22 protein-coding genes are annotated in these 21,548 nt (G+C 68.0%); 14 read left to right on the top strand and 8 right to left on the bottom strand.

Annotated features, from left to right (window positions below; genetic code table 11):
* Positions 1-24 precede the first annotated feature (24 nt).
* The gene (locus tag ACFQQC_RS17475) at positions 25-513 is read right to left on the bottom strand and encodes a nuclear transport factor 2 family protein (protein WP_376863825.1); all 489 of its coding nucleotides are present in this window, start codon (positions 511-513) and stop codon (positions 25-27) included.
* 635 nt (positions 514-1,148) lie between these two features.
* On the opposite strand from ACFQQC_RS17475, the gene clpS reads away from it, so the two are divergent.
* From clpS to ACFQQC_RS17450, 5 genes are all read left to right on the top strand, one after another.
* On the top strand, positions 1,149-1,481 hold the full coding sequence (gene clpS, locus ACFQQC_RS17470; protein WP_291840144.1) for an ATP-dependent Clp protease adapter ClpS: 333 nt from the start codon (positions 1,149-1,151) through the stop codon (positions 1,479-1,481).
* A 13-nt stretch (positions 1,482-1,494) separates the two neighbouring features.
* The gene (gene clpA / locus ACFQQC_RS17465; RefSeq protein WP_376863824.1) at positions 1,495-3,807 is read left to right on the top strand and encodes an ATP-dependent Clp protease ATP-binding subunit ClpA; all 2,313 of its coding nucleotides are present in this window, start codon (positions 1,495-1,497) and stop codon (positions 3,805-3,807) included.
* Positions 3,808-3,994: 187 nt separating this feature from the next.
* Positions 3,995-4,831 carry a hypothetical protein gene (locus ACFQQC_RS17460; RefSeq protein ID WP_376863823.1) on the top strand — a complete coding sequence of 279 codons (837 nt, stop codon included), beginning with the start codon at positions 3,995-3,997 and terminating at the stop codon, positions 4,829-4,831.
* 1 nt (position 4,832) lies between these two features.
* Positions 4,833-5,414: a DUF4287 domain-containing protein gene (locus tag ACFQQC_RS17455; protein ID WP_376863822.1), complete on the top strand. Its 582-nt coding sequence runs from the start codon at positions 4,833-4,835 to the stop codon at positions 5,412-5,414.
* A gap of 66 nt (positions 5,415-5,480) precedes the next feature.
* Positions 5,481-6,221 (top strand): hypothetical protein, encoded by a 741-nt coding sequence (locus tag ACFQQC_RS17450; protein WP_376863821.1) that lies wholly within the window; start codon positions 5,481-5,483, stop codon positions 6,219-6,221.
* 35 nt (positions 6,222-6,256) lie between these two features.
* On the opposite strand, the gene ACFQQC_RS17445 is transcribed toward ACFQQC_RS17450, so the two are convergent.
* Positions 6,257-6,565 carry a CsbD family protein gene (locus tag ACFQQC_RS17445; RefSeq protein ID WP_376863820.1) on the bottom strand — a complete coding sequence of 103 codons (309 nt, stop codon included), beginning with the start codon at positions 6,563-6,565 and terminating at the stop codon, positions 6,257-6,259.
* A 189-nt stretch (positions 6,566-6,754) separates the two neighbouring features.
* On the opposite strand from ACFQQC_RS17445, the gene ACFQQC_RS17440 reads away from it, so the two are divergent.
* On the top strand, positions 6,755-7,342 hold the full coding sequence (locus tag ACFQQC_RS17440; protein WP_376863818.1) for a DUF2239 family protein: 588 nt from the start codon (positions 6,755-6,757) through the stop codon (positions 7,340-7,342).
* A 4-nt stretch (positions 7,343-7,346) separates the two neighbouring features.
* On the opposite strand, the gene ACFQQC_RS17435 is transcribed toward ACFQQC_RS17440, so the two are convergent.
* From ACFQQC_RS17435 to ACFQQC_RS17425, 3 genes are all read right to left on the bottom strand, one after another.
* Entirely contained in the window at positions 7,347-9,089 is a 1,743-nt protein-coding gene (locus ACFQQC_RS17435) for a response regulator (RefSeq protein ID WP_376863817.1), read from the bottom strand.
* An 88-nt stretch (positions 9,090-9,177) separates the two neighbouring features.
* A complete protein-coding gene (cobS, locus tag ACFQQC_RS17430; protein ID WP_376863816.1) occupies positions 9,178-10,182 on the bottom strand; it encodes a cobaltochelatase subunit CobS in 1,005 nt (334 codons plus the stop codon).
* Between the two features lie 81 nt (positions 10,183-10,263).
* Positions 10,264-10,692 carry an organic hydroperoxide resistance protein gene (locus ACFQQC_RS17425; protein WP_376863815.1) on the bottom strand — a complete coding sequence of 143 codons (429 nt, stop codon included), beginning with the start codon at positions 10,690-10,692 and terminating at the stop codon, positions 10,264-10,266.
* 128 nt (positions 10,693-10,820) lie between these two features.
* On the opposite strand from ACFQQC_RS17425, the gene ACFQQC_RS17420 reads away from it, so the two are divergent.
* Positions 10,821-11,285, top strand: a complete 465-nt coding sequence (locus ACFQQC_RS17420; protein ID WP_376863814.1) for a MarR family winged helix-turn-helix transcriptional regulator — start codon at positions 10,821-10,823, stop codon at positions 11,283-11,285.
* Positions 11,286-11,359: 74 nt separating this feature from the next.
* Positions 11,360-12,445 carry a serine hydrolase domain-containing protein gene (locus ACFQQC_RS17415; RefSeq protein WP_376863813.1) on the top strand — a complete coding sequence of 362 codons (1,086 nt, stop codon included), beginning with the start codon at positions 11,360-11,362 and terminating at the stop codon, positions 12,443-12,445.
* Here ACFQQC_RS17415 and ACFQQC_RS17410 read toward each other — a convergent pair.
* A complete protein-coding gene (locus ACFQQC_RS17410) occupies positions 12,442-13,116 on the bottom strand; it encodes a J domain-containing protein (protein WP_376863812.1) in 675 nt (224 codons plus the stop codon). The genes ACFQQC_RS17415 and ACFQQC_RS17410 overlap by 4 nt on opposite strands.
* A 45-nt stretch (positions 13,117-13,161) precedes the next feature.
* Here ACFQQC_RS17410 and ACFQQC_RS17405 point away from each other — a divergent pair, with 45 nt between their 5' ends.
* The 5 genes from ACFQQC_RS17405 (at position 13,162) to egtB (ending at position 19,711) form a co-directional block, all read left to right on the top strand.
* Positions 13,162-13,455, top strand: coding sequence for a BolA family protein (locus ACFQQC_RS17405; RefSeq protein ID WP_376863811.1), 294 nt, complete (start codon positions 13,162-13,164; stop codon positions 13,453-13,455).
* Positions 13,456-13,569: 114 nt separating this feature from the next.
* Positions 13,570-15,390 (top strand): ATP-binding protein, encoded by a 1,821-nt coding sequence (locus ACFQQC_RS17400; protein WP_376863810.1) that lies wholly within the window; start codon positions 13,570-13,572, stop codon positions 15,388-15,390.
* A gap of 81 nt (positions 15,391-15,471) precedes the next feature.
* The gene (locus ACFQQC_RS17395; RefSeq protein ID WP_376863809.1) at positions 15,472-16,425 is read left to right on the top strand and encodes a mechanosensitive ion channel family protein; all 954 of its coding nucleotides are present in this window, start codon (positions 15,472-15,474) and stop codon (positions 16,423-16,425) included.
* Between the two features lie 2 nt (positions 16,426-16,427).
* On the top strand, positions 16,428-17,441 hold the full coding sequence (locus tag ACFQQC_RS17390) for a threonine aldolase family protein (RefSeq protein ID WP_376863808.1): 1,014 nt from the start codon (positions 16,428-16,430) through the stop codon (positions 17,439-17,441).
* Positions 17,442-17,554: 113 nt separating this feature from the next.
* Positions 17,555-19,711: an ergothioneine biosynthesis protein EgtB gene (egtB, locus tag ACFQQC_RS17385; RefSeq protein WP_376863807.1), complete on the top strand. Its 2,157-nt coding sequence runs from the start codon at positions 17,555-17,557 to the stop codon at positions 19,709-19,711.
* 69 nt (positions 19,712-19,780) lie between these two features.
* Here egtB and ACFQQC_RS17380 read toward each other — a convergent pair whose 3' ends face one another.
* Positions 19,781-20,002 carry a general stress protein gene (locus ACFQQC_RS17380; protein WP_376863806.1) on the bottom strand — a complete coding sequence of 74 codons (222 nt, stop codon included), beginning with the start codon at positions 20,000-20,002 and terminating at the stop codon, positions 19,781-19,783.
* A 508-nt stretch (positions 20,003-20,510) separates the two neighbouring features.
* On the opposite strand from ACFQQC_RS17380, the gene ACFQQC_RS17375 reads away from it, so the two are divergent.
* The gene (locus tag ACFQQC_RS17375; protein ID WP_376863805.1) at positions 20,511-20,801 is read left to right on the top strand and encodes a hypothetical protein; all 291 of its coding nucleotides are present in this window, start codon (positions 20,511-20,513) and stop codon (positions 20,799-20,801) included.
* Here ACFQQC_RS17375 and ACFQQC_RS17370 read toward each other — a convergent pair.
* Positions 20,798-21,499: an MBL fold metallo-hydrolase gene (locus tag ACFQQC_RS17370; protein WP_376863804.1), complete on the bottom strand. Its 702-nt coding sequence runs from the start codon at positions 21,497-21,499 to the stop codon at positions 20,798-20,800. The two genes, ACFQQC_RS17375 and ACFQQC_RS17370, sit on opposite strands and share 4 nt — an antisense overlap.
* Positions 21,500-21,548 lie beyond the last annotated feature (49 nt).

Raw genomic sequence — 21,548 nt, 5'->3', positions numbered from 1 at the left:
CTGTGTCGAGGGGAGAAGGAAACGTCACTCACTCGCCGCCGCGTGGTCCAGGCTGAACGTCCGCGCCATCCGCCATTGCCCGTCCGCCTCTAGCTTCCACAGGACCACGAAGCGCGCGCGACCGACGAGGCTCTGCGGCCCTTCGCCCTGACGCTCGTAAAACAGATGCTCTCCTTCCGCGACGGCGCCGTAGCCGGGAATGGCCTGCACCCTGAAAGTCTCCGGAACCAGCACCCGCCGCGAGCGGTACGCGTCCGGCGCCCGCTTCGCTTCGCAGCTCCGGCGGTAGTCCTCCACGAAGGCTTCGCGCCCCAGCATGGCGCCGCCCTTGTCGTGGTAGAATTCGAGGTCTCCGGTCACGAGGTCCGACAGGGCTGCCGGATCGCACTCATCGAACATCACGCGGAACAGGGTGGCATCGCGCGCCCGCAGGGTCTCGGTCAACGCGGGCTGCTCCGGGATCGTCGGCGCGATCTGCAAGGCAAGGGCGGCGAGCAGGGCAGGGAACAGCATCGGGTGGCTCCATCGTCCGCCTGACGCTGACCCGCGCGGCGTCCGATGTCCCGTGAATCTTCGGTCATTCGGGCGATCATCGCCCTCTCTCTCAGGGAGAGGGAGCGGCCCACGCCGCAGGCGTGGGAGGGAGTGGGGTTAAACGGCTGGCCGCACCTGACTCAGTCCCAACCTCCAACCACTCACCCCCACACCCTCCCACCGACTTCGTCGGCGGGCCCCGCCCTCTCCCGATGGGAGAGGGAAGCGCGCACGTCCAAATTTGACGCATCGGCATGCCACACTGCGCTCAGGTCTTTGACATCCCGGTTGAGCCGCCCAGGAGACCCCGCCTCACGCGAAAATGTGCACTATGTGCACTCCATTTTTTCTCGAGTGCACATTTTTCCGCGTGACGGAGCAGTGTTCGCTTTTCGCCACCGCAACGGGGTGAGCCGGCGCGAAGCGCCAGGCCGCGTCGGGTCGAGAAGGCGGAGCCTTCTGACCGCGGCCAAGCAAGAATGACCCGCGTCGGGTCGGGAGGTCCCCGAAGGGGCCGACGGTCCGCGGCCCCCTCTAATGTGTGACTTGCCGCATCTGGAAAACCATCGGACAGTTCCCATCTGTCCATCCGACTCTCCCAACTCGGATAAAGTATGCCGCCGTCACGCAAGATCGGCGATCAGGGCGAGGGCTCCGGCTCCGCCACGATCACCGAAACCAGGCCGAAGCTTCAGAAGCCCTCGCTGTATCGGGTGCTGATCCTGAACGACGACTACACGCCGATGGAGTTCGTCATCTATGTGCTGGAGCGGTTCTTCCAGAAGAGCCGCGAGGACGCCACCCGCATCATGCTGCACGTGCATCAGCATGGCGTCGGGGTGTGCGGCGTCTTCACCTATGAAGTGGCCGAAACCAAGGTCGCCCAGGTGATCGAGACGGCGCGCCGTCACCAGCACCCGCTGCAATGCACGATGGAAAAGGACTGAGAGGAGCCTCCCTATGCCTTCATTTTCCCGTCCTCTCGAAGAAACCCTGCACCGCGCGGTGCACTATGCGAACGAGCGCCGCCACGAGTACGCGACGCTTGAGCATCTGCTGCTGGCGCTGATCGACGACCCCGACGCCGCCAATGTCATGACGGCGTGCAACGTCGACCTGACCGCGCTCAAGACAGCCCTGACCCTTTACGTCGATACCGACCTGGCCGCCCTGGCGACCTCGGACGGCGACGACGCCAAGCCGACCGCCGGCTTCCAGCGCGTGATCCAGCGCGCGGTGATCCACGTCCAGTCGTCGGGCCGCGAGGAAGTCTCGGGCGCCAATGTGCTGGTCGCCATCTTCTCCGAGCGCGAAAGCCACGCCGCCTACTTCCTGCAGGAGCAGGACATGACGCGGTATGACGCGGTCAACTTCATCGCCCACGGCATCGCCAAGAAGGCGGGCGCCGGCGAGACCCGCCCGGCCAAGGCCGCCGGCGTCGGTCCCGAGGACGCCGAGGACGCCGCCGCCGCCAAGACCGGCGGCGAGGCGCTCGAAGCCTATTGTGTCGACCTCAACGAGAAGGCCCGCAACGGCAAGATCGATCCGCTCATCGGCCGCCACGCCGAGGTCGAGCGCTCGATCCAGATCCTGTGCCGCCGGACCAAGAACAACCCGCTGCTGGTCGGCGATCCGGGCGTCGGCAAGACCGCCATCGCCGAAGGTCTGGCCCGCAAGATCGTCAACCACGAAGTGCCGGAGGTGCTGGAAGGCGCCACCATCTACTCGCTCGACATGGGCGCGCTGCTGGCCGGCACCCGCTACCGCGGCGACTTCGAGGAACGCCTGAAACAGGTGGTCAAGGAGCTGGAGAACCACGAGAACGCGGTCCTCTTCATCGACGAGATCCACACCGTCATCGGCGCCGGCGCGACCAGCGGCGGGGCGATGGACGCCTCCAACCTGCTGAAGCCGGCCCTGGCGTCGGGCTCGCTGCGCTGCATGGGCTCCACCACCTACAAGGAGTACCGCCAGCATTTCGAGAAGGATCGCGCTCTGGTCCGTCGCTTCCAGAAGATCGACGTCAACGAGCCGACCATCGAGGACACGGTCAAGATCCTGAAGGGGCTGAAGACCAGCTACGAAGGGCACCACAAGCTGCGCTACACCGACGCCGCCATTCGTACGGCGGTGGAGCTGTCGGCCCGCTACATGACCGACCGCAAGCTGCCGGACAAAGCCATCGACGTGATCGACGAGGCGGGGGCGTCGCAGATGCTGCTGCCCGAGTCGAAGCGGAAGAAGGTCATCGGCCAGAAGGAGGTCGAGGCCGTCATCGCCAAGATGGCCCGTATCCCGACCAAGTCGGTCTCCAAGTCCGACACCGAGAGCCTGCGTGAGCTTCAGACCGATCTGAACCGCGTCGTCTTCGGTCAGGAATCGGCCATCGACCAGGTCTCGGCGGCGATGAAGCTGGCACGCGCGGGTCTGCGCGATCCGAACAAGCCGATCGGCGCCTTCCTGTTCTCCGGCCCGACCGGGGTCGGCAAGACCGAGGTCGCCAAGCAGCTGTCGTCCACCCTGGGCATCGAGATGCTGCGCTTCGACATGTCCGAGTACATGGAGCGGCACACCGTCTCGCGTCTGATCGGCGCCCCTCCGGGCTATGTCGGTCACGACCAGGGCGGTCTGCTGACAGACGCCGTCGACCAGCACCCGCACGCCGTCGTCCTGCTGGACGAGATCGAGAAGGCGCACCCGGACATCTACAACATCCTGCTCCAGGTCATGGACAACGGGATGCTGACGGATGCGGTCGGCAAGAAGGTCGACTTCCGCAATGTCATCCTGATCATGACCACCAACGCCGGGGCCGCCGACAACGCCCGCGCGGCCATCGGCTTCGGTCGCGGCAAGGTCGAGGGCGAGGACGACAAGGCCATCCAGCGCCTGTTCGCGCCGGAGTTCCGCAATCGTCTGGACGCCATCGTGGCGTTCAAGGCGCTGGACTCCGAAACGATCAAGTCGGTGGTGTCCAAGTTCGTCATGCAGCTGGAAGCCCAGCTGGGCGACCGCAACATCACCATCGAGCTGACCGACGAAGCCGCCGACTGGCTGGCCAAGAACGGCTTCGACGAGCTGTACGGCGCCCGCCCGCTGGCCCGGACCATCCAGGAGCACATCAAGAAGCCCTTGGCCGACGACATCCTGTTCGGTCGCCTGACTCGCGGCGGACACGTCAAGGTCCAGCTCAAGGACGGCAAGATCGACTTCGACGTCACCCCGGCGACCGGCTCGGCCGCCAAGGTCAAGGAAGACGAGGCGGCGGACTGACCCCTCCGGCTCGCCAGCTGATCGCCGGCGAGCCACCTCCCCACTGCGTGGAGAGGTGAATCGCAGTCTCACCTCTCCAGCGCAGCTGGGGAGGGGGACCATGCGAGCCGCAAGGCGAAGCATGGTGGAGGGGTGAAGTCGTCGCTACCCAGTAAGCGTTCGCTCGACCCTTGGGGGGAGGCCCGCCATGCCGAAGATCCTGCTGCAGACCACCATCCCCTTCACGGAGGACGACTGGCACATCGGCCGCTTCTCGCAGCTGCAGGCCCATCTGGCCGGGCTGGACGGGGTTCAGGTCGTCGCGCGCGACCGGGCCGTCCCCGCCGGCCAGACCGATCCGGTCCTCGCCGGATTGGCCGACAGCGACTTCGACCAGCTCTGGCTGTTCGCCGTCGACGTCGGCGACGGGTTGAACGCCGAGGAGTGCGCCGCCATCACCGCCTTTCGCGATCGCGGCGGCGGCCTGATGGTCACCCGCGACCACATGGACCTCGGTTCCTGCGTCTGCTCGCTCGGCGACGTCGGCGCCGCCCACTATTTCCACTCCAGCAGCCCGGACCCGGACCCGGCCCGCAACGCCCGCGACGACGTAGCGACCGGCTACATCGACTTCCCCAACTACCACTCCGGCGCCAATGGCGACTGGCAGGTCGTCCGGGCCGACGGCGACATCCATCCGCTTCTGCGCGACGGGGCAGGGACGCTGGACCGGCTGCCCGCCCATCCGCACGAGGGCGGCATCGGCGTGCCGCCGGGCGCTCAGGCCCGCGTCATCGCCACGGGGACCAGCAAGGTCTCGGACCGCCCCTTCAACATCGCCGTCGCCTTCGAGGAGGAGGGCAAGGGCAGGGGACTGGCCCAGAGCACCTTCCACCATTTCGCTGACTACAACTGGGATCCCCGGCTGGGCTGCCCGACCTTCGTCAGCGAGGCGCCCGGCGACGGCATGGTCCGCGACCCCGAGGGCGTGCGCCAGACGCGCCAGTATATGACCAACCTCGCCGGCTGGCTTTCAGGAGGCTGAGATGGGCGATGCAGGACTGACCGAGCGTCAGAAGAAATGGTTCGCCACGGTCGAGGCCAATTTCGAGGCCCAGACCGGACGCCCGCTGGCGGTCTGGGTCGATATCCTGAAGAAGGGCTGTCCCGAGACCCGGCCCAAGGCCCAGGCCGCCTGGCTGAAGGCCTCCTACGGCATCGGCGCCAACCACGCCGCCCACATCCTGAACGCCGCCCGTCCGGCGGATCAGCTGAGCTGGGACGACGCCGAGGCCCTGCGCGCCGCTCTCTGGGCCGAGCCGCGCTCGCTGGCCATCCTTGAGGCTCTGGAGCGTCGGACGGCGGGCGTCGAGGGCGTCATCTCCGGTCAGCGCAAGGGCTACACCAGCTTCTCCCGCGCCGTGCAGTTCGCCGCCATCCGTCCGCTCAAGGGCGGCAAGGCCCTGCTGGGGCTCAAGCTCGATCCGTCGGTGTCCGCCCGCCTGTCCGCCCCGACGCGCACTGAAAGCTGGTCCGAGCGGCTGGTCGCCGTGGTCGAACTGGACGGCCCGGGCGCGGTCACAGACGACATCGGCCGCCTGTTCGCGCAGGCGGCCGACAATGGATGAGCAAGCCTTGCCATTGTTGCGCCATCGCCGCTCGACAACCTGTGTTCAGCACACAGGGAGGTAGAGATGCGCAGGGTATTAATGGCGGCTTTGGTCTTCGGCGTGATGACCGGGGCTTCGGTTCCGGCGGCGGCTGGCATTCCGATGCGGGTCCAGTCGACCTGCCCGGTGGACGACGCCAAGTTCACCTGGACGACGACAGCGTCCTACTCGACCTGGGGCGCCGAACTCGACGCCAAGCCCATCGGGTCGTGGACCTTCCCGATGACGATCCCGCAGTGCCCGGAGAGCCGGTTCCCGGTTTACAAGGAAGCCTTCACCGATGAGGAGAAGGCGGCCATCCGCGCTCTGGTGCTCACGCCGGAGTATCTGGCGATGAAGGACGAGGCGTCATACTACCTTCTGCGCTTTGTTCAGGAGAAGCTGGGCGGAGCCGAGCCCCTCGATCCCTTGCAGAGCGCATGGCTGCTGCTGCAGTCGACCTGGCAGGTGCGCGAAACCGATCCGGAACGCTACCGCCGTTACGCCGCCGAAACGGTGACGGCCATGGATGCGGCCCTTCCAGCCTTGTTGGAAGCCGAGCCGACCGATTGGTGGTTTTTCCAGATCGCCACGGCCAACGTGCAGCGTCAGTCCGGTGACTTCGCCGGCGCCGTCGCGCGGCTGGACAGTCTGACCGGAGAGTTTCCCGAGGAAGGTCAGGCCGCCGAACGCATCGCCCTGACCCGACAGAAGATCGCCGCCCAAGACATCTCTTCCGGAGCCTTGCCGGATGCTCGTTTCGCAGAGGGGGATCACGAACACTGAGAAGTCGGGCGCGGGTCTCCCCGCGCCCGACCGGACTAGCGGCGACGGCCGCCCAGGCTGCCCAGCACCACCAGCGCGCCGGCGACGATGCCGGTGGTCAGCAGCGGCTTGCGGCGGGCGAAGTCGAGACCCTGGCGGGCCTTGTCCTGATACTGGGCGGGGGCCTTCTCGACGAGGCCGTCCAGCCCGTCGATGACGCGGCCATAGGCGTCCAGGGCCTTGCCCTTCACCTCGTTGAACTTGCCGTCGAACTGCAGCTTGGCGTCGCCGGTCAGCTTGCCGAGGCCGGACTGGGCCTTGCCCTCAACCTGGGTGGCGATGCCTTCGATGCGCTGGTCGGTCATGGGAATCTCTCGTGATGATGGGGAGCCGGGGAGGCGTACCGGAACAGCGCGGAAGCGGGACCGGAGTTCCGTCCCGGCGAAGGCTTCTTCGTCGCAGTCCCGCGAATTATGTCCGGGTAATATTGACGGCTATATTTTACCCGGGTAAATCCCGCGACATCTGCCGCCACCTGTCGCTCGAGGCCCGCCATGCCCGCCCGTCCTGTCTATGCCTTCGCGGGCGATCTGCTGTTGGCCCATGGCCCGCTGGGCGAGGCCCTGCCGGTGGTTCACGCCGCCGCGCGAGGCGGGCTGGGCGTGCTGGTCTTCGACGCGGCCACGGGCAAGGTCATTGATCTGGACCTGCGCGGAACGGCCGACGAGGCGCTGGCCCGGCTGGCGCCCCTATCGGGGAACAAGCCGGAGGGTGAGCCGGAGAAGCGCGGTCCGGGACGGCCGAAGCTGGGCGTGACCCCACGCGAGGTGACCCTTCTGCCGCGCCACTGGGACTGGCTGTCGAGCCAGCCGGGCGGGGCATCGGTCGCGCTGCGCAAGCTGGTCGAGGCCGCGCTCAGGGAGACGGAGGGCCCGACGCAGGCGCGTCGCGCCCGGGACGCGACCTACGCCTTCATGACCGCCGTCGCGGGCGACCGGCCCGGCTATGAGGAGGCGACGCGGATGCTGTTCGCCGGCGACTGGACGGCCTTCGACGCGGCGATCGAGGCCTGGCCGGCCGACATCCGGCAGGCGGTGACGGAGATGGCCGAGAGCAGCTGGCGCAACGGCAAGGGGCGCTGAGCCTTCAGCCTGCGGCCACCGCCGCCAGCGCGCCGTGCAGGGCCTCGATCTCGATCGGCTTGCGCAGCACCCCGTCGGCCCCGGCGGCGCGATAGCGGGCCACGTCCTCGTCGAAGACGTTGGCGGTCAGCATGTGGATGGGCAGGCGAGGGCGGCCGGTCTCGGCCTCCTCGGCGCGGATCGCGGTCAGGGCCTGGACCCCGTCCATCACCGGCATCATCACGTCCATCAGGATCAGGTCGAAGCCGTCCGCCCGCGCGGCCGCGACCGCCTCGGCGCCGTTCTCGACCAGCGTCACCTTGGCGCCGAACTGCTCCAGCAGAAGCGTCAGCAGGCGCCGGTTGGCCTCGTGATCCTCGGCGGCCAGCACCGACAGGGGGCGGACCTCGGCGGCGGGCGCGGCGGCCTCGGCGATCCGGGCGCGCGATGCCGGCAGGTCGACATGGAACAGGGCGCCGCCGGTCAGGCCGTCGGTCACCCCGATGCGCCCGCCCAGTCCCTCGACATTGGCGCGGCAGATGGCCAGCCCCAGTCCGGCGCCGCCCGCGGCCCGCCCGGCGTCCAGCTGCTCGAAGGGCTGGAAGATGCGGTCGCGCTGGGCCGGGGGCACGCCGGGGCCTTGGTCCTCGACCTCGATGCGCAGGGCCACGCTGTCGCCGTCGCGGGGCAGGGCCATGGCGCGGATGCGGATGACGCCCGAAGGGGTCAGCTTCAGGGCGTTGGACAGCAGGTTGATGACCACCTGCTCGATCCGCCCGGCGTCGGTGGCGATAATGAAGTCCTCGGGCGCGCCATGACACTCGACCTCCAGCGTCAGGCCCAGCTCCTCGCTGCGCAGGCGCCAGACGCGGGCGATGGCGGCCAGCAGGGCGCGGACATCGACGGGCGCCAGCTCGGGCTCGCTCTGGCCGCTCTCGATCTTGGACAGGTCCAGCGCGCCATTCAGCAGGCGCAGCAGCATGCCGCCGGCGTCGCCCATGTCCTCGACCAGCCCGGCCTCCTCCTTGCCTCGCTTCTTGCGGCGCAGCACCTCGACGATGCCGAGGATGACGTTCAGCGGGGTGCGGACCTCGTGGCTGATCATGGCGAGGAAGCGGGACTTGGCGCGGTTGGCGCGTTCGGCGGCCTCGCGTCCGGCGCGGGCGTCATCGAGGGCGGCGCGCAGCTCGCCCGAGCGCTGGGTCAGGTCGACATAGAGCTCGACCGTATCGCGGTCGCTGGTGGCCTGACGCCAGGCGGCGCCGATGACGCCGAGGATGAACAGCAGGACGCTGAGCAGCATGGGGGCGTCGGCGCCGTACTCGCCCCAGGTGATGATCCCCATGGTGATGGAGGGCGGGACGACGGCGGCGGCGAAGCTGAGGCGGCTGACGTGGACCTGCAGGGCGCCGACCATCAGATTGCCGATGATCAGCATGATCGACTGCGGCAGCAGTTCCGGCTCCAGTTTCCAGGCCGCCAGCACGAACAGGGCCGCGTGCATGGCCAGGGCGAAGGTCAGGCTCTCGGTCGAGACCTTCAGCCGGCCCCAGGCGCCCGGATCCTCCGGATGCAGCCGCGCCCGCTCCACCACCCGCCACAGCAGGACATAGAGCACGGACTGGATGATGGCGAAGCTGATGGCCCACGGCCAGGGCGCCAGCCACAGGGTGATCCCGAAGATGCCGAGCACCGACAGCAGCCGGATCAGGAACAGGTCCCGGTAGCGGGTCGCATAGGCCCGCACATGCTCGATACTCTTGGTCACTGATACGCGCCCCACCTTGCAGTGGTGGGGTTTAAACGGTGCAGCTTAAGGAGGGGAAAACGGCAGGAGTTTCCGGCCGGGCGGTTTGCTACCCCACCTTCACCCGCGTCGCCGCTTCCGGCAGGTCTTCGCCGAAGGCCCGCTGATAGAACTCCGCGATGGTCGGGCGTTCCAGCTCATCGCACTTGTTCAGGAAGGTCAGGCGGAAGGCCAGGCCGATGTCGCCGCCGAAGATCTGGGCGTTCTGGGCCCAGGTGATGACGGTGCGGGGGCTCATGACGGTGGAGATGTCGCCGTTCATGAAGGCGTTGCGGGTCATGTCGGCGACGCGGACCATGGCGGCCACGGTGCGGCGACCGTCGGCGGTGTCATACTCCGGCGCCTTGGCGACCACGATGCCCGTCTCGACGTCGTGGTCGAGGTAGTTGAGCGTGGTCACGATGTTCCAGCGGTCCATCTGGCCCTGATTGATCTGCTGGGTGCCGTGATACAGGCCCGAGGTGTCGCCCAGGCCGATGGTGTTGGTGGTCGAGAACAGGCGGAACCACTTGTTCGGGCGGATGACGCGGTTCTGGTCCAGCAGGGTCAGCCGGCCCTGCGCCTCCAGCACGCGCTGGATGACGAACATCACGTCCGGGCGGCCGGCGTCGTATTCATCGAAGACCAGCGCGATCGGGCGTTGCAGCGCCCAGGGCAGCATGCCCTCGCGGAACTCGGTGATCTGCTTGCCGTCCTTCAGGACGATGGCGTCCTTGCCGACCAGATCGATGCGGCTGACGTGGCTGTCGAGGTTCAGGCGGACCAGCGGCCAGTTCAGGCGGGCGGCGACCTGCTCGATGTGGGTCGACTTGCCGGTGCCGTGATAGCCCTGAACCATCACCCGGCGGTCGAAGCTGAAGCCGGCGCAGATGGCCAGCGTCGTCTGCGGGTCGAAACGGTAGGCCTCGTCGATCTCGGGCACATGGCTGTCGCGCTCGGCGAAGACCGGCACGGTCATGTCGCTGTCGATGCCGAACAGCTCACGCACGGTGGCGTTGCGGTGCGGCTCCAGCGTCAGCAGGGGATCGGGCGTCGAGTCGAGGAGGGAGGTCATGCCAGTGCGATTACCGCACCCTCACGGGGTGGTCGAGACCCCCGCCGCCGTTGTGACGGCGGGGCTTCGAAAAGCGGTCGATCAGACCGCCTTCAGGGCCACGTCGACGTTGCCGCGGGTGGCGTTGGAGTAGGGGCACACCTGATGGGCCTTCTGGATCAGGTCGTCGATGACCGACTGCTCCAGACCGGTGTCCGAGACGGTGATGGCGATGTCCAGGTTGAAGCCTTCGCCGCGCGTGTTCGGGCCGATGCCGACGCTGGTGCTGATCTTGGTGTCCGGGCCGACCGGGGTGCCCGCCTTGCCCGAGACCAGACGCAGGGCGCCCATGTAGCAGGCGGCGTAGCCGGCGGCGAAAAGCTGTTCCGGATTGGTCCCGGCGCCGCCCTTGCCGCCCATTTCGGCGGGGAGGGACAGCAGAACGTCGATCTTGCCGTCGTCGGTGGTCGAACGGCCTTCGTCGCGGCCGCCGCCGGTGGAGGTGGCGTGGGCGGTGTAGAGAACCTGCATGAGAAACTCTCCTTGAGCGCCGTCGCGTCGGCGAGTTGTTTATCGCGATAACGAATATCTAGGCGCGGCGGTCGCGACTGTCCAGCGGAAAGTTGGCGCGAAAGTCATTATTGTGATAATCAATCCGCATGGCCCGTTCCGCTTCCCCTGCTTTGATCCCGCCGCTGACGCTCGACGACCAGCTGTGCTTCGCCCTCTATTCCGCCTCGATGGCGGTTGGGCGGCTGTACAAGCCGCTGCTGGATGAAATGGGCATCACCTATCCGCAGTTCCTTGTGCTGACGGCGCTGAACGACGAGGGGACGCTGACCGTCGGCGGTCTGGCGGCGAGACTGGCGCTGGAGCCGAGCACCATCACGCCTCTGGTCAAGCGGCTGGAAGCCGCCGGGCTGGTTCAGCGCAAGCGCGGGCTGAAGGACGAGCGGCAGGTCGAGGTGTCCCTGACCGAAGCCGGAAACGACATCATCGCCCGTACCCCCTGTCTGGCCGAGGCGCTGCTGGGCAAGGCGGGCATGTCCGTCCCGGAGCTGAAGGCCTTCAAGGCGCAGGTGCAGGACTTCGGGGCGCGGATCGCGGCGGCGGCGAACGACTGAGCCTTACGGCGAATTCACTGGGACGCAGGGCAGCGCGCGGCGAGGGTGTTGAAAGTCCTCCCGGAGCCGCATCCATGATTGATCCCGTCCGCCGCGCCCTGATGCTGGGCGCCGGAGCTTCGGTCCTCGCACCCGCCTTCGCCGCAAGGGCGCATGATGAAGAGGCGCGGGTGGACGCCATTGCCGCCGAGTTCGGGCTCAACGGCGTGATCCTGCTGGGGTGTGACGGGCGTCCGACCTTCCGCAAGGCCTACGGAATGGCGGATGTCGCCACCGGACGAGCCGCGGCGGTTGGCGACCGCTACGCCATCGCCTCGGTCTCGAAATGGCTGACCGTGACGGCGATCCTGCAGCTGGTCGATCAGGGCCGGCTGGCGCTGGACGCGCCGATCCGGACCTGGCTGCCGGACTATCGCGCGGACAGCGGTGACCGGGTGACCCTGCGCCATCTGCTGAACAATACCAGCGGCATTCCGAACCGGCTGAACGACGCCGTGGCGGCGGACCCGTCGCTGAAACGCTCGACGATGAGCGCGGCCGAAGCGGTGACGCGTTTCTGCTCGGGCGATCCGATCTTCGAGCCTGGAGCGCGGTTCGACTATGTCGTGACCAACTGGATTCTGGTCATCGCCATCATGGAGGCGGCGACCGGCGAAGCCTATCCGGCGCTGATGGACCGGCTGGTGATCACGCCGCTACGCCTGCGCGACACGGGGATCGCGGATGACGCCTTCCTGGAGGCCGATGATGTGGCAAAGGGGTACGCGACCCTGTCTCCGCCGGTGCTGAAGATGGGGCCGCGCCCGGGATTCACCGCCGCGGCAGGCGGCTTCTACAGCACGGCCATGGATCTGCTGAACGCCGCGCACGGAGTGTTCGACGGGACGCTGTTGTCCGCCGCCTCCCGCGCCGAGATGGTGCGGATCACGGTCCCGGGACAGCATTACGCCCTTGGAGGCCGGGTCGCGGCCCTGAATATCGACGGGCAGGTGAAGCATGGTGGCTGGGAAACCGGACGCACGGACGGCTACCGGTCAGTGGTCGGTCACCTGTTCGACGAGCGGACCACGGTGGTGGTGCTGAACAACACCGACCTGTCGCAGCAGGTGATGGACCGGATCGCCCTGCGTCTGCTGGGCGGGGATTGGGCCGATGGCTAGGCCGCCAGCCCCGCCTTCTTCAGCGTCTTGTAGGCCTTGATCACGCGCTGGAGCTTGGCCTCGGCGCCGCGATCGCCCTGGTTCAGGTCCGGGTGGAAGCGTTTCAGCAGCTCGTGATAGCGCGCCTTGACCGCCGCCTTGTCGGTGCGGGCGTCGAGGTCCAGATCGGACAGGGCCGCCCGTTCCAGCTTGCCGATGCGCAGGTCGTCCTGTCCCGCGGGGGCGGCCTGTTCCGCGGTGCGACGGCCGAACAGGCCGAAGCTGTCGCGCCATGAGCCGGCGCCCTGGTTGTTGGACGTGCCCATCTTGGCGGCGAAGGCGGCGGCTTCGCGCGTGAACTTGCCGGCCTGCATCTCCCAGGTCGGACGACCGCCGGTCATGGCCTCGTTTTCCTGCGCCGCGCGGACCTCGCCCTCGCTCATTCCGGCGTAGAAATTCCAGCCCTTGTTGTACTCGCCCGCGTGGCGTTGGCAGAAATTATAGAAGTCGTTCAGCCGCTCGCGCGACTTGGGCGCCCGGGCCGTGGCGGCCTGGCGGCAATCGGGCCAGTCACAGGGCTTCTCGCCCGGTTTGAGATGCAGGACATCAGCCTCCGCAGCCTCTTCTTCGGGCTTGGGCGGCTTGATGCGCATGTCCTTGAAGCGCGGCGTGTATTGAAAGGCGGACGACATCACACGAAGTGTAGGGCCGAATTAGACCGCAACAAGGACTTGACGATGCCCGAGGGCCCGATCGCGACGATTATCCGCGAGAAACTGACCGCGGGGCTGGCGCCGGAGCGTCTGGAGATCGAGGACGACAGCTGGCGTCACGCGGGTCATCACCATGAAGGCGGCATGGATGCGAAACCGGGTGGCGAGTCGCATTTCAATCTGGTGGTCGTCTCGACGGCGTTCGAGGGGCAGGGGCGCGTCCAGCGACAGCGGGCGATCAACGGTCTGCTGCGCGATGAACTGGCCGGACCGGTGCACGCCCTGTCCATCAAGGCCCTGACGCCTTCCGAGGCGTAAGCGGCCTGAATTCGACGAACCGGGTTTGTCATATAACCGTCAGCGTTCACTTCGTCTTAGGGGGTTCCACGTAGCGTCCCCGCCGGGTTGTGCAATCGCATGGCGGGGCAGGGCATGGTTGAATCGGACGGCATCGGCAAGCCCGCGGGAGAACCCGAAGCCGGCGAGGCCGCCCAGGCCCTGCGCGCCATCCTGCAGACCCAGTATCTGCGCTATCTGATCATCTCCAGCTGGGCCATCGGCCTGCTGGCCACCGTCGGCTGGACCGCCGCCACCCTGTGGTTCATCGGCACCCTGGCCGCCGGGACGATCCGCGGCGCGGTCGAGAAGCGCATCAGCCAGCGTGTCGGCACGGGCTGGGGCCTGGTGTTCCCGGCCGTCGCCACCGCCACCACCGCCGCCTGGGCCGTCGCCCCGCTGCTGGCGTGGTTCTCCGGCGCGACCTTCGGCCCGTCGCTGGGGCTGGCCTTCCTCGTGGCCGGCTATGTGCTGGTCTTCGCCCAGCTTCGCAGCTCGCCGCGTCAGGCGGTGATGATTTCGTCCCCCTACGGCGTGGCCGCCCTGATTATCGCCGCCAGCCTGTGGGGCACGCCCGAGTTCTGGCAGTTCCTGGCCGTGGTGCCGTTCACCGCCGCCGGTCTGTTCGTGCTGGTGACCATGACCATGCTGCGCGAGGAGCGCATCCGCGCCTTCCAGGAGCATCAGGCCCATCTGATCGAGGAGCTGGAATCGGCTCGCGACAAGGCGAATGCGGCCAATGACGCCAAGTCGAACTTCCTCGGCGTGATCTCGCACGAGCTTCGCACCCCGATGAACGGCGTGCTGGGCGCGGCCCAGCTGCTGAGCGCCACGCGTCTTGAGCCGACCCAGCGCGAATATCTGTCGATCATCCGCAACTCGGGCGACAACCTGCTCAGCCTGCTGAACGACATCCTCGACATGACCAAGATCGAGGCGGGCAAGATGACCTTCGAGGTCGTCGATGTGAACGTCGAGGATCTGGACAAGCGCGTCACCGGTCCGTTCCAGGCCCAGGCCGAGGCCAAGGGCCTCGATTTCGTCGCGGTCCGCGAGGGCGAGGTGCCCGCCATCGTGCGCGGCGACCCGCTGCGCGTCTGCCAGGTCATTCACAACCTGCTGTCCAATGCGGTGAAGTTCACCGACGAAGGCCAGATCACCTACACCGTCCGCGCCGGGCGTCTGGCCGACGACCGGGTGAAGTTCGACTTCATGATCCGCGACTCGGGCTCCGGCATCTCGCCGGAGGATCTGGAGCGCCTGTTCCAGCCCTTCACCCAGGTCGACGCCTCCTCGACGCGCCGGTTCGGCGGCACGGGGCTGGGCCTGACCATCTCGCGCCGGATGGCCAACATCATGGGCGGCGACATCACGGTGGAATCGACGGTGGGCGAGGGCTCGACCTTCACCTTCAGCGTCGAGGCCGATGTGGTCTGCTGGGCGCAGGAGCAGGAGGCCGAAGCCATCGTTGCGGAGGTCGAGGGCGGCCATTCGCTGAACGTGTTGGTGGTCGAGGACCATCCGGTCAACCGCATGATCCTGGAAGCCTGGATGTCGTCGGCGGGCCATACGTCGGCCACCGCCGAGAACGGGCAGATCGCCATCGACGCGGCGGGCGAGCAGCGCTTCGACCTGATCATCATGGACGTGAACATGCCGGTGATGGACGGCCTGACCGCCACCCGCGCCATCCGCGCCGGGGACGGTCCGAACTGTGAAACCCCGGTGGTGGTGCTGTCAGCCTCGGCCCGGACCGAGGATCATCAGGCCGGTCTGGACGCGGGCGCCGACGCCTATCTGAACAAGCCGATCGACTTCGCGGCCCTGGCCATGGTGATGAACCGGGTCAACGGCGGCCGGGCCGGCATCCAGGCCCTTTCGGCCCAGCAGGAAGCCCAGTCGCGCGCGGCGGCGTAAGCGACCGGCGTTTCGCCTGAAAAGTCCCTCGATTCCGGTCTTCGGGGTTCCATTCCGGGACTCGTGCGTTAGACCCGCCCCATGTCCATCTTCGTTGCTCCCCTGAACGAGGCGGTCGCCGCGGGCCAGAAGGCCGCCGCGATCGACGCCGCCATGATCGCCAAGCTGACCGATATGGCCGGCGACTTCGCGATCAACCTGACCGTCGCCATCCTGATCTTCGCCGTGACGCTGTTTGCGTCGAAATGGGCGGCGAGGGCGGCGCGGAACGGTCTGTCGCGCATGCGCGGCTTCCGCCACGACCCGACCGTGCTCAGCTTCGCCACCCAGGTGGTGCGGGTCATCGTCATCATCATCGGCATGATCGCCGTGCTGCAGCGCCTCGGCGTGCAGACCACGTCGATCATCGCCGTGCTGGGCGCCGCCTCGCTGGCGGTCGGTCTGGCCCTGCAGGGGACGCTGTCGAACGTCGCCTCGGGCATCATGCTGCTGATCCTGCGCCCCTACCGGGTCGGGGATGTGGTCGATGTCGGCGGGATGTCCGGCACCGTGCAGCGGCTGGACCTGTTCACCACCCAGCTGTCGAACGCCAACAACCACAAGATCGTCATCCCCAACTCCAAGGTGCTGAGCGACCCGCTGACCAATCTGACCGGCCAGCAGACCCGACGCGTCGAGATCCATTTCGGCGTCGGCTATGGCGACGACCTGAACAAGGCGCGCTGCGTCCTGGCCGACATGGCCGTGGCGCATGCGCAGGTGCTGCCGGACCCGCATCCGTGGACGGGGGTGACGGCCCTGCTGGACAGTTCGGTGCAGGTGACCCTGCACGCCTGGGTCAAGGTCGAGGACTGGTGGCAGACCCAGGCCGACCTGATGCAGGGCGGCAAGGAGGCGCTGGACGCCGCGGGCATCGAGATTCCGTTCCCGCATCAGGTGGCTGTGCCTTATGGCGATGAAGAGGTTGTTCCGGTGTTGGTGAAGCCGGTCGGGCCGCCGGAACCGGCGGCCGGGAAGAACGACGGGGAAGGATAGCCGTGCGTTACGATTTCGGGTCCGACAACACCGCCGGCATGGCGCCCTCGGCGCTGCAGGGGTTGATCGCGGCCAATGAGGGCTATGCCCGGGCCTATGGGGCGGACGACGTCACCGCGCGCGCCGCCGACCAGATCCGCCAGCGGCTGGACGCCGACGCCGAGGTGCGGTTTGTCTTCTCCGGCACGGCGGCCAATTCGATCGCCCTGTCGATGCTGGCCTGGCCGCATGAGGCGGTGCTGGCCCACCATGCGGCCCATATCTGCACCGACGAGACGGGCGCGCCGGGCTTCTTCGGCCAGGGCGTTGGCCTGATCGGCCTGCCGGGCTTTTCGGGCAAGATCGAGCTGACCGCCCTTCAGGCCGCGCTGGAGGAGCCGGAGGTCGGCCATCGCCAGCCGCCCGCAGCCCTGAGCCTGACCCAGTCCACCGAATACGGCACCGTCTATTCCGAGGAAGAGCTGCGCCACCTGATCGAGCCGGTGAAGGCGGCGGGGTATGGGGTGCACATGGACGGGGCCCGACTGGCCAATGCGGCGGCGGCGGGCTTCGACCTGACCCAGATCGCGCGGCTGGGCGTCGACATCCTGGTCTTCGGCGGGGCCAAGGCCGGGGCCAACTGCACCGAAGCCATCGTCATGTTCGACAAGTCGCTGGCCCGGCGGATCGACAATCGGCTGAAGCAGGCGGGGCAGGTGGCGTCCAAGGGCCGCTATCTGGCCGCGCCCTTCCTGGGTCTGCTGGAAAGCGGCGACTGGGAGAGCGGCGCCGCCCACGCCAACCTGATGGCCCAGCGACTGGCCGCCGGGATCATGCAGCACACGCCGTTCGTCCTGGCCCACCCGGTCGAGGCCAACGCCGTCTTCGTACGGATGCCCCCCGAGGCGCACCAGCGGCTCAATGAGCTGGGCTGGGCCTGCTACCGCTTCGATGACGGCTCGGTCCGCTTCGTCTGCTCCTGGGCGACCCGGGAAGAGACGGTGGACGCGGTGCTGGAGGCCATGCGCGGCCTCTGACGTCGGACCGATATCGGGGCTGGCGCCAGACTGCTGACAGGAACGGGACCGACGGGTGGCAGTTAGGTTCACGCTGCCCCATGTTGACGGGGCGTGGTGGGGAGCCTGTCCGCATGAACGTCCATTCGCCTGTCCGCTCGAGCGCTGACGAGGATATCGACCTGTACCGTCAGGTGCGGGCGGCCATGCCCGCGCTCGCGCAGGGCCTGTCGGCGGAGGATCTGGCGGCCCAGTCCATGCCGGACTGCAGCCCGGGCAAATGGCATCTGGCCCATACGAGCTGGTTCTTCGAGGCGATGATCCTGTCCGCCGAGCCGGACTACCGGCCCGTCGATCCGCGCTGGCAGGTGTTGTTCAACAGCTATTACGAGGCGCTGGGCGCCCGCGTGGACCGGCCCGAGCGCGGGCTGATGACCCGCCCGTCGCTGGATGAGGTGCTGGCCTATCGTCGCGAGATCGACCGGCGGATGATCCGCTGGCTGGGGCAGGGCGACATGGATGCCCGCGCCCGCTACCTGTTCACCCTCGGCCTGAACCATGACCAGCAACATCAGGAGCTGTTCCTCATGGATATGCTGAACCTGATGTCCCGCTCGCCACTGGACCCGGCGGCCTGGGCGAAGGAGCCGCGCGCCGCCGCGGCGGAACCCGGGCGGGGCGGGGAGACCGTTTTCGTGGGCGGCCTGGTCGAGATCGGGCACGACGGCGAGGGCTTCGCCTTCGACAATGAGGGGCCGCGCCACAGGGTCTGGCTGGAGCCGTTCGCCCTGTCGAATGATCTGGTCAGCAACGGCGACTGGCTGAACTTCATCGCCGATGACGGCTACGCCCGGCCCGAGCTGTGGCTGTCGGACGGCTGGGCGACGGTCAAGGCCGAGGGCTGGAACGCGCCCCTGTACTGGCGCCAGGAGGGCGAGGGCTGGACGGTGATGACGCTGGCGGGACGTCGACCGGTCGATCCGGCGGCGCCGGTGCGCCACATCAGCCTGTATGAAGCCGACGCCTATGCCCGCTGGGCCGGCAGGCGCCTGCCGACCGAGGCGGAGTGGGAGCATGCGGCGCAGATGCGACCTGATGCGCTGTCGAACGTGTTCGGCGAGCTCTGGCAATGGACCGCCTCGGCCTATGCGCCTTACCCCGGCTTCCGGCCGACCGAAGGCACGGCCTCGGAGTACAACGGCAAATTCATGGTCAACCAGGCCGTCCTGCGCGGCTCCAGCTTCGCGACGCCCGAGGGGCACGGGCGGGCCAGCTATCGCAACTTCTTCTATCCGCACCAGCGCTGGGCCTTCACGGGGCTGAGGCTGGCGGCGGATCGTCCCGGTGAAAGTGCAAGCGTGACTGACGACGACAACACCGCCTTCCGTGACGACCTGATCGCGGGGCTGTCGCGTTCGCCGAAGTCGACCTCGCCGAAATGGTTCTATGACGCGGCGGGCTCGGACCTGTTCGAGGATATCACCCGCCTGCCGGAATATTATCCGACCCGGCAGGAGGCGGCCTTGCTGCGCGCCACGGCGCCGGACTGGGCGCCGTTGTTCGGACCCGGCGCGGTGCTGGTCGAGTTCGGCTCGGGGGCCAGCGAGAAGACCCGCATCGTGCTGGACACCGCGCCAGAGCTGGCGGCCTATGTGCCGGTCGATATCAGCCCCGACGCGCTCGACGCGGCGGCGCAGCGGATACGCGACGCCTACCCGGGTCTGGAGGTTGTTCCCGTGGTCGGGGACTTCCTGGCGCTGGGCGAGCTGCCCGAAGGGCTGGGGCGCGGGCGCAAGGTCGGCTTCTTCCCGGGCTCGACCATCGGCAATCTGACGCCCGATGAAGCCGTGGCCTTCCTGAGCGGCGCGCGTCGCCTGCTGGGCGATGACGCCCTGTTCGTGCTGGGGGTCGATCTGGTGAAGGATCCGGCGACCCTCATCGCCGCCTATGACGACGCCAGCGGCGTGACGGCGGCGTTCAATCGCAACCTGCTGGTCCGGGCCAACCGAGAGCTGGGCGCCGATTTCGATGTCGAGGCCTTCGCCCATCTGGCGGTGTGGGATGCGGCGTCGGCGCGCATGGAGATGCACCTGCAGGCGACCCGGCCGATGACGGTCAACGTGGCTGGACAGACCTTCGCCTTCGCCCGCGGTGAGACCCTCCACACCGAGAACTCGCGCAAATTCACCGAGGCGTCCGTGCGCGCCCTGGCGGAAAGCGCCGGGTGGCGGGTGGCCGAGTTCCGCGAGGGGGCCGCGCCGTCCGTGGCCTTGGCCCTGCTGGAAGGCTGAGGCCCGGAAACGCAAAAGGGCGACGCGTTCGGCGTCGCCCTTTCAGGACTTTCAGAAGTGTCGGCGGGTCTATTCGACCGGCTGGTCTTTCTGGTTGCGCGAACCGTGGGAGGCTTCGCCGCCCTTGCGCCCGGCCTGTGCGGCGAGGCTGCGGTCCTGCGAGAAGCTGCGTTTCTCGCTGGGTACGCTTGCGCCGCCCTTGCGGGCGATCTCGCGCTGACGTTCCGGGTCCATCGAGGCAAAGCCCCGTTTGGAGACCCCGGAGGCGCGGGTGGGCTGACCTTGAGCCATCGGTGGGTCCTTTCGTGGCGACGGTGGCGGTTGCGAAATGAACCCCCTCGGTCAAGTCCGGTTCCGGTCATCCGGTCACGGAAATGCGAACGAATCACAGGGTTTCCGGAAACCGGAATTACCCGTAGGGGCGCGAATCGTCGGGGACGGCGCCCCCAGGGTCCTGCTGCGGAGCCTCTTCAGGGGTGGAGCCGGGGTCGATGTCCGGACCCGGAAGATCGGGCGGCAGGATGCCCGGTTCGCGACCGGGGGTGCGACCCGGCGCCTCAGGGGGCGCGCCTCCGGGGTCAATGTCCGGACCCGGCGTGTTCGGTGGCGGGATTTCAGGGTCACTGCCGGGATCAGTGTGGGTCATGGCGGGCTCCTTCAGGGAAGCCAACGCGGGGCGTCGCGGCGCCGTTTCATCACGATGGGGGCTTTGGATGGACCACGGCGCGCAAGGGGAACCGCCCTCGCGCCCAACGGATTGAAGGGACCGACATTTCTCCAGAGCCCAGGGAGCCTCCCCATGACCGAGACCTATACCGGCCAGACCATCGCCGACGACATCACCGATGAGTTTGACAGCCCCGCCAGCCGGCTGGATCGCGAGGCCGACGCCATCCTGCAGCGCGACGAGATGCGCTCGCTGGGGGTCAGGCCGCTGCGCCGGGCGATCCGCGAGGACGCCCGCGCCGTCGGAAGCTGGGGCCGCAATCGCGCCGGCGCCCTGCGCCACACGGTCGAGGAAGAGCCAGTGCGCTATTCGCTCTATGCGCTGGGCCTCGGCGTGCTGATCGGCCTGCTGGCCGCCCGCTAGGAGGGGCCGGTCGCCGGGCGCGCGATCGGCGCGCGGCGCAGGGCCTCATCCGAGACGAACGGGTTGGTGCGCCGCTCGGCCCCGAAGGTCGAATGGCCGCCGTGTCCCGGAATGAAGGTCACGTCGTCGCCCAGCGGCCACAGCTTGGTGACGATGGCGTCCAGCAGGGCGGCATGGTCGCTGCGCGGAAAGTCGGTGCGTCCGATCGAGCCCTGGAACAGCACGTCGCCGACCTGGGCGAAGCGGGCCTCGCGGTTGAAGAAGATGACGTGGCCGGGCGTGTGGCCGGGGCAGTGGAAGACCTCCCAGGTCGTCTCGCCCAGGGTCACGGTGTCGCCGTCGTCCAGCCAGCGGGTCGGGGTGAAGCTGCGGCAGCCGGGCATGCCGTAGCGCAGGCCGTTCTCCGGGATCTGGTCGATCCAGAACCGATCGGCCTCGTGCGGGCCGATGATATCCAGCCCGGTCTTCTCCTGCATCTCGGCGGCGCCGCCGGCGTGATCGAGGTGGCCGTGGGTGATCCAGATCGCCTCCAGCGTCAGCCCGTTCTGCTTCACGGTGGCCAGCAGACCATCGACGGAACCGCCCGGATCGATGATCGCGGCCTTCTTCGTCTTCTGGCACCAGACGATGGTGCAGTTCTGCTGCAGCGGGGTGACGGGAACGACGCCGACGCCGATCGGGGAGGGTGACTCGGTCATCCCCCACAGATAGCGGCGGTCACGCGCAATCGAAACCACCACGGCTTGC

Source organism: Brevundimonas sp. GCM10030266 (genome assembly GCF_042666595.1).
Lineage (GTDB): Bacteria > Pseudomonadota > Alphaproteobacteria > Caulobacterales > Caulobacteraceae > Brevundimonas.
The sequence above is the reverse complement of the archived record's forward strand: the minus strand, read 5'-3'. Positions and strand labels throughout refer to the sequence as shown.

Bases quoted from the DNA above. Each gene is read 5' to 3' on its own strand.
- ACFQQC_RS17475 (WP_376863825.1), bottom strand. From the start codon at position 513: ATGCTGTTCCCTGCCCTGCTCGCCGCCCTTGCCTTGCAGATCGCGCCG.
- clpS (WP_291840144.1), top strand. From the start codon at position 1,149: ATGCCGCCGTCACGCAAGATCGGCGATCAGGGCGAGGGCTCCGGCTCC.
- clpA (WP_376863824.1), top strand. From the start codon at position 1,495: ATGCCTTCATTTTCCCGTCCTCTCGAAGAAACCCTGCACCGCGCGGTG.
- ACFQQC_RS17460 (WP_376863823.1), top strand. From the start codon at position 3,995: ATGCCGAAGATCCTGCTGCAGACCACCATCCCCTTCACGGAGGACGAC.
- ACFQQC_RS17455 (WP_376863822.1), top strand. From the start codon at position 4,833: ATGGGCGATGCAGGACTGACCGAGCGTCAGAAGAAATGGTTCGCCACG.
- ACFQQC_RS17450 (WP_376863821.1), top strand. From the start codon at position 5,481: ATGCGCAGGGTATTAATGGCGGCTTTGGTCTTCGGCGTGATGACCGGG.
- ACFQQC_RS17445 (WP_376863820.1), bottom strand. From the start codon at position 6,565: ATGACCGACCAGCGCATCGAAGGCATCGCCACCCAGGTTGAGGGCAAG.
- ACFQQC_RS17440 (WP_376863818.1), top strand. From the start codon at position 6,755: ATGCCCGCCCGTCCTGTCTATGCCTTCGCGGGCGATCTGCTGTTGGCC.
- cobS (WP_376863816.1), bottom strand. From the start codon at position 10,182: ATGACCTCCCTCCTCGACTCGACGCCCGATCCCCTGCTGACGCTGGAG.
- ACFQQC_RS17425 (WP_376863815.1), bottom strand. From the start codon at position 10,692: ATGCAGGTTCTCTACACCGCCCACGCCACCTCCACCGGCGGCGGCCGC.
- ACFQQC_RS17420 (WP_376863814.1), top strand. From the start codon at position 10,821: ATGGCCCGTTCCGCTTCCCCTGCTTTGATCCCGCCGCTGACGCTCGAC.
- ACFQQC_RS17415 (WP_376863813.1), top strand. From the start codon at position 11,360: ATGATTGATCCCGTCCGCCGCGCCCTGATGCTGGGCGCCGGAGCTTCG.
- ACFQQC_RS17410 (WP_376863812.1), bottom strand. From the start codon at position 13,116: ATGTCGTCCGCCTTTCAATACACGCCGCGCTTCAAGGACATGCGCATC.
- ACFQQC_RS17405 (WP_376863811.1), top strand. From the start codon at position 13,162: ATGCCCGAGGGCCCGATCGCGACGATTATCCGCGAGAAACTGACCGCG.
- ACFQQC_RS17400 (WP_376863810.1), top strand. From the start codon at position 13,570: ATGGTTGAATCGGACGGCATCGGCAAGCCCGCGGGAGAACCCGAAGCC.
- ACFQQC_RS17395 (WP_376863809.1), top strand. From the start codon at position 15,472: ATGTCCATCTTCGTTGCTCCCCTGAACGAGGCGGTCGCCGCGGGCCAG.
- egtB (WP_376863807.1), top strand. From the start codon at position 17,555: ATGAACGTCCATTCGCCTGTCCGCTCGAGCGCTGACGAGGATATCGAC.
- ACFQQC_RS17380 (WP_376863806.1), bottom strand. From the start codon at position 20,002: ATGGCTCAAGGTCAGCCCACCCGCGCCTCCGGGGTCTCCAAACGGGGC.
- ACFQQC_RS17375 (WP_376863805.1), top strand. From the start codon at position 20,511: ATGACCGAGACCTATACCGGCCAGACCATCGCCGACGACATCACCGAT.
- ACFQQC_RS17370 (WP_376863804.1), bottom strand. From the start codon at position 21,499: ATGACCGAGTCACCCTCCCCGATCGGCGTCGGCGTCGTTCCCGTCACC.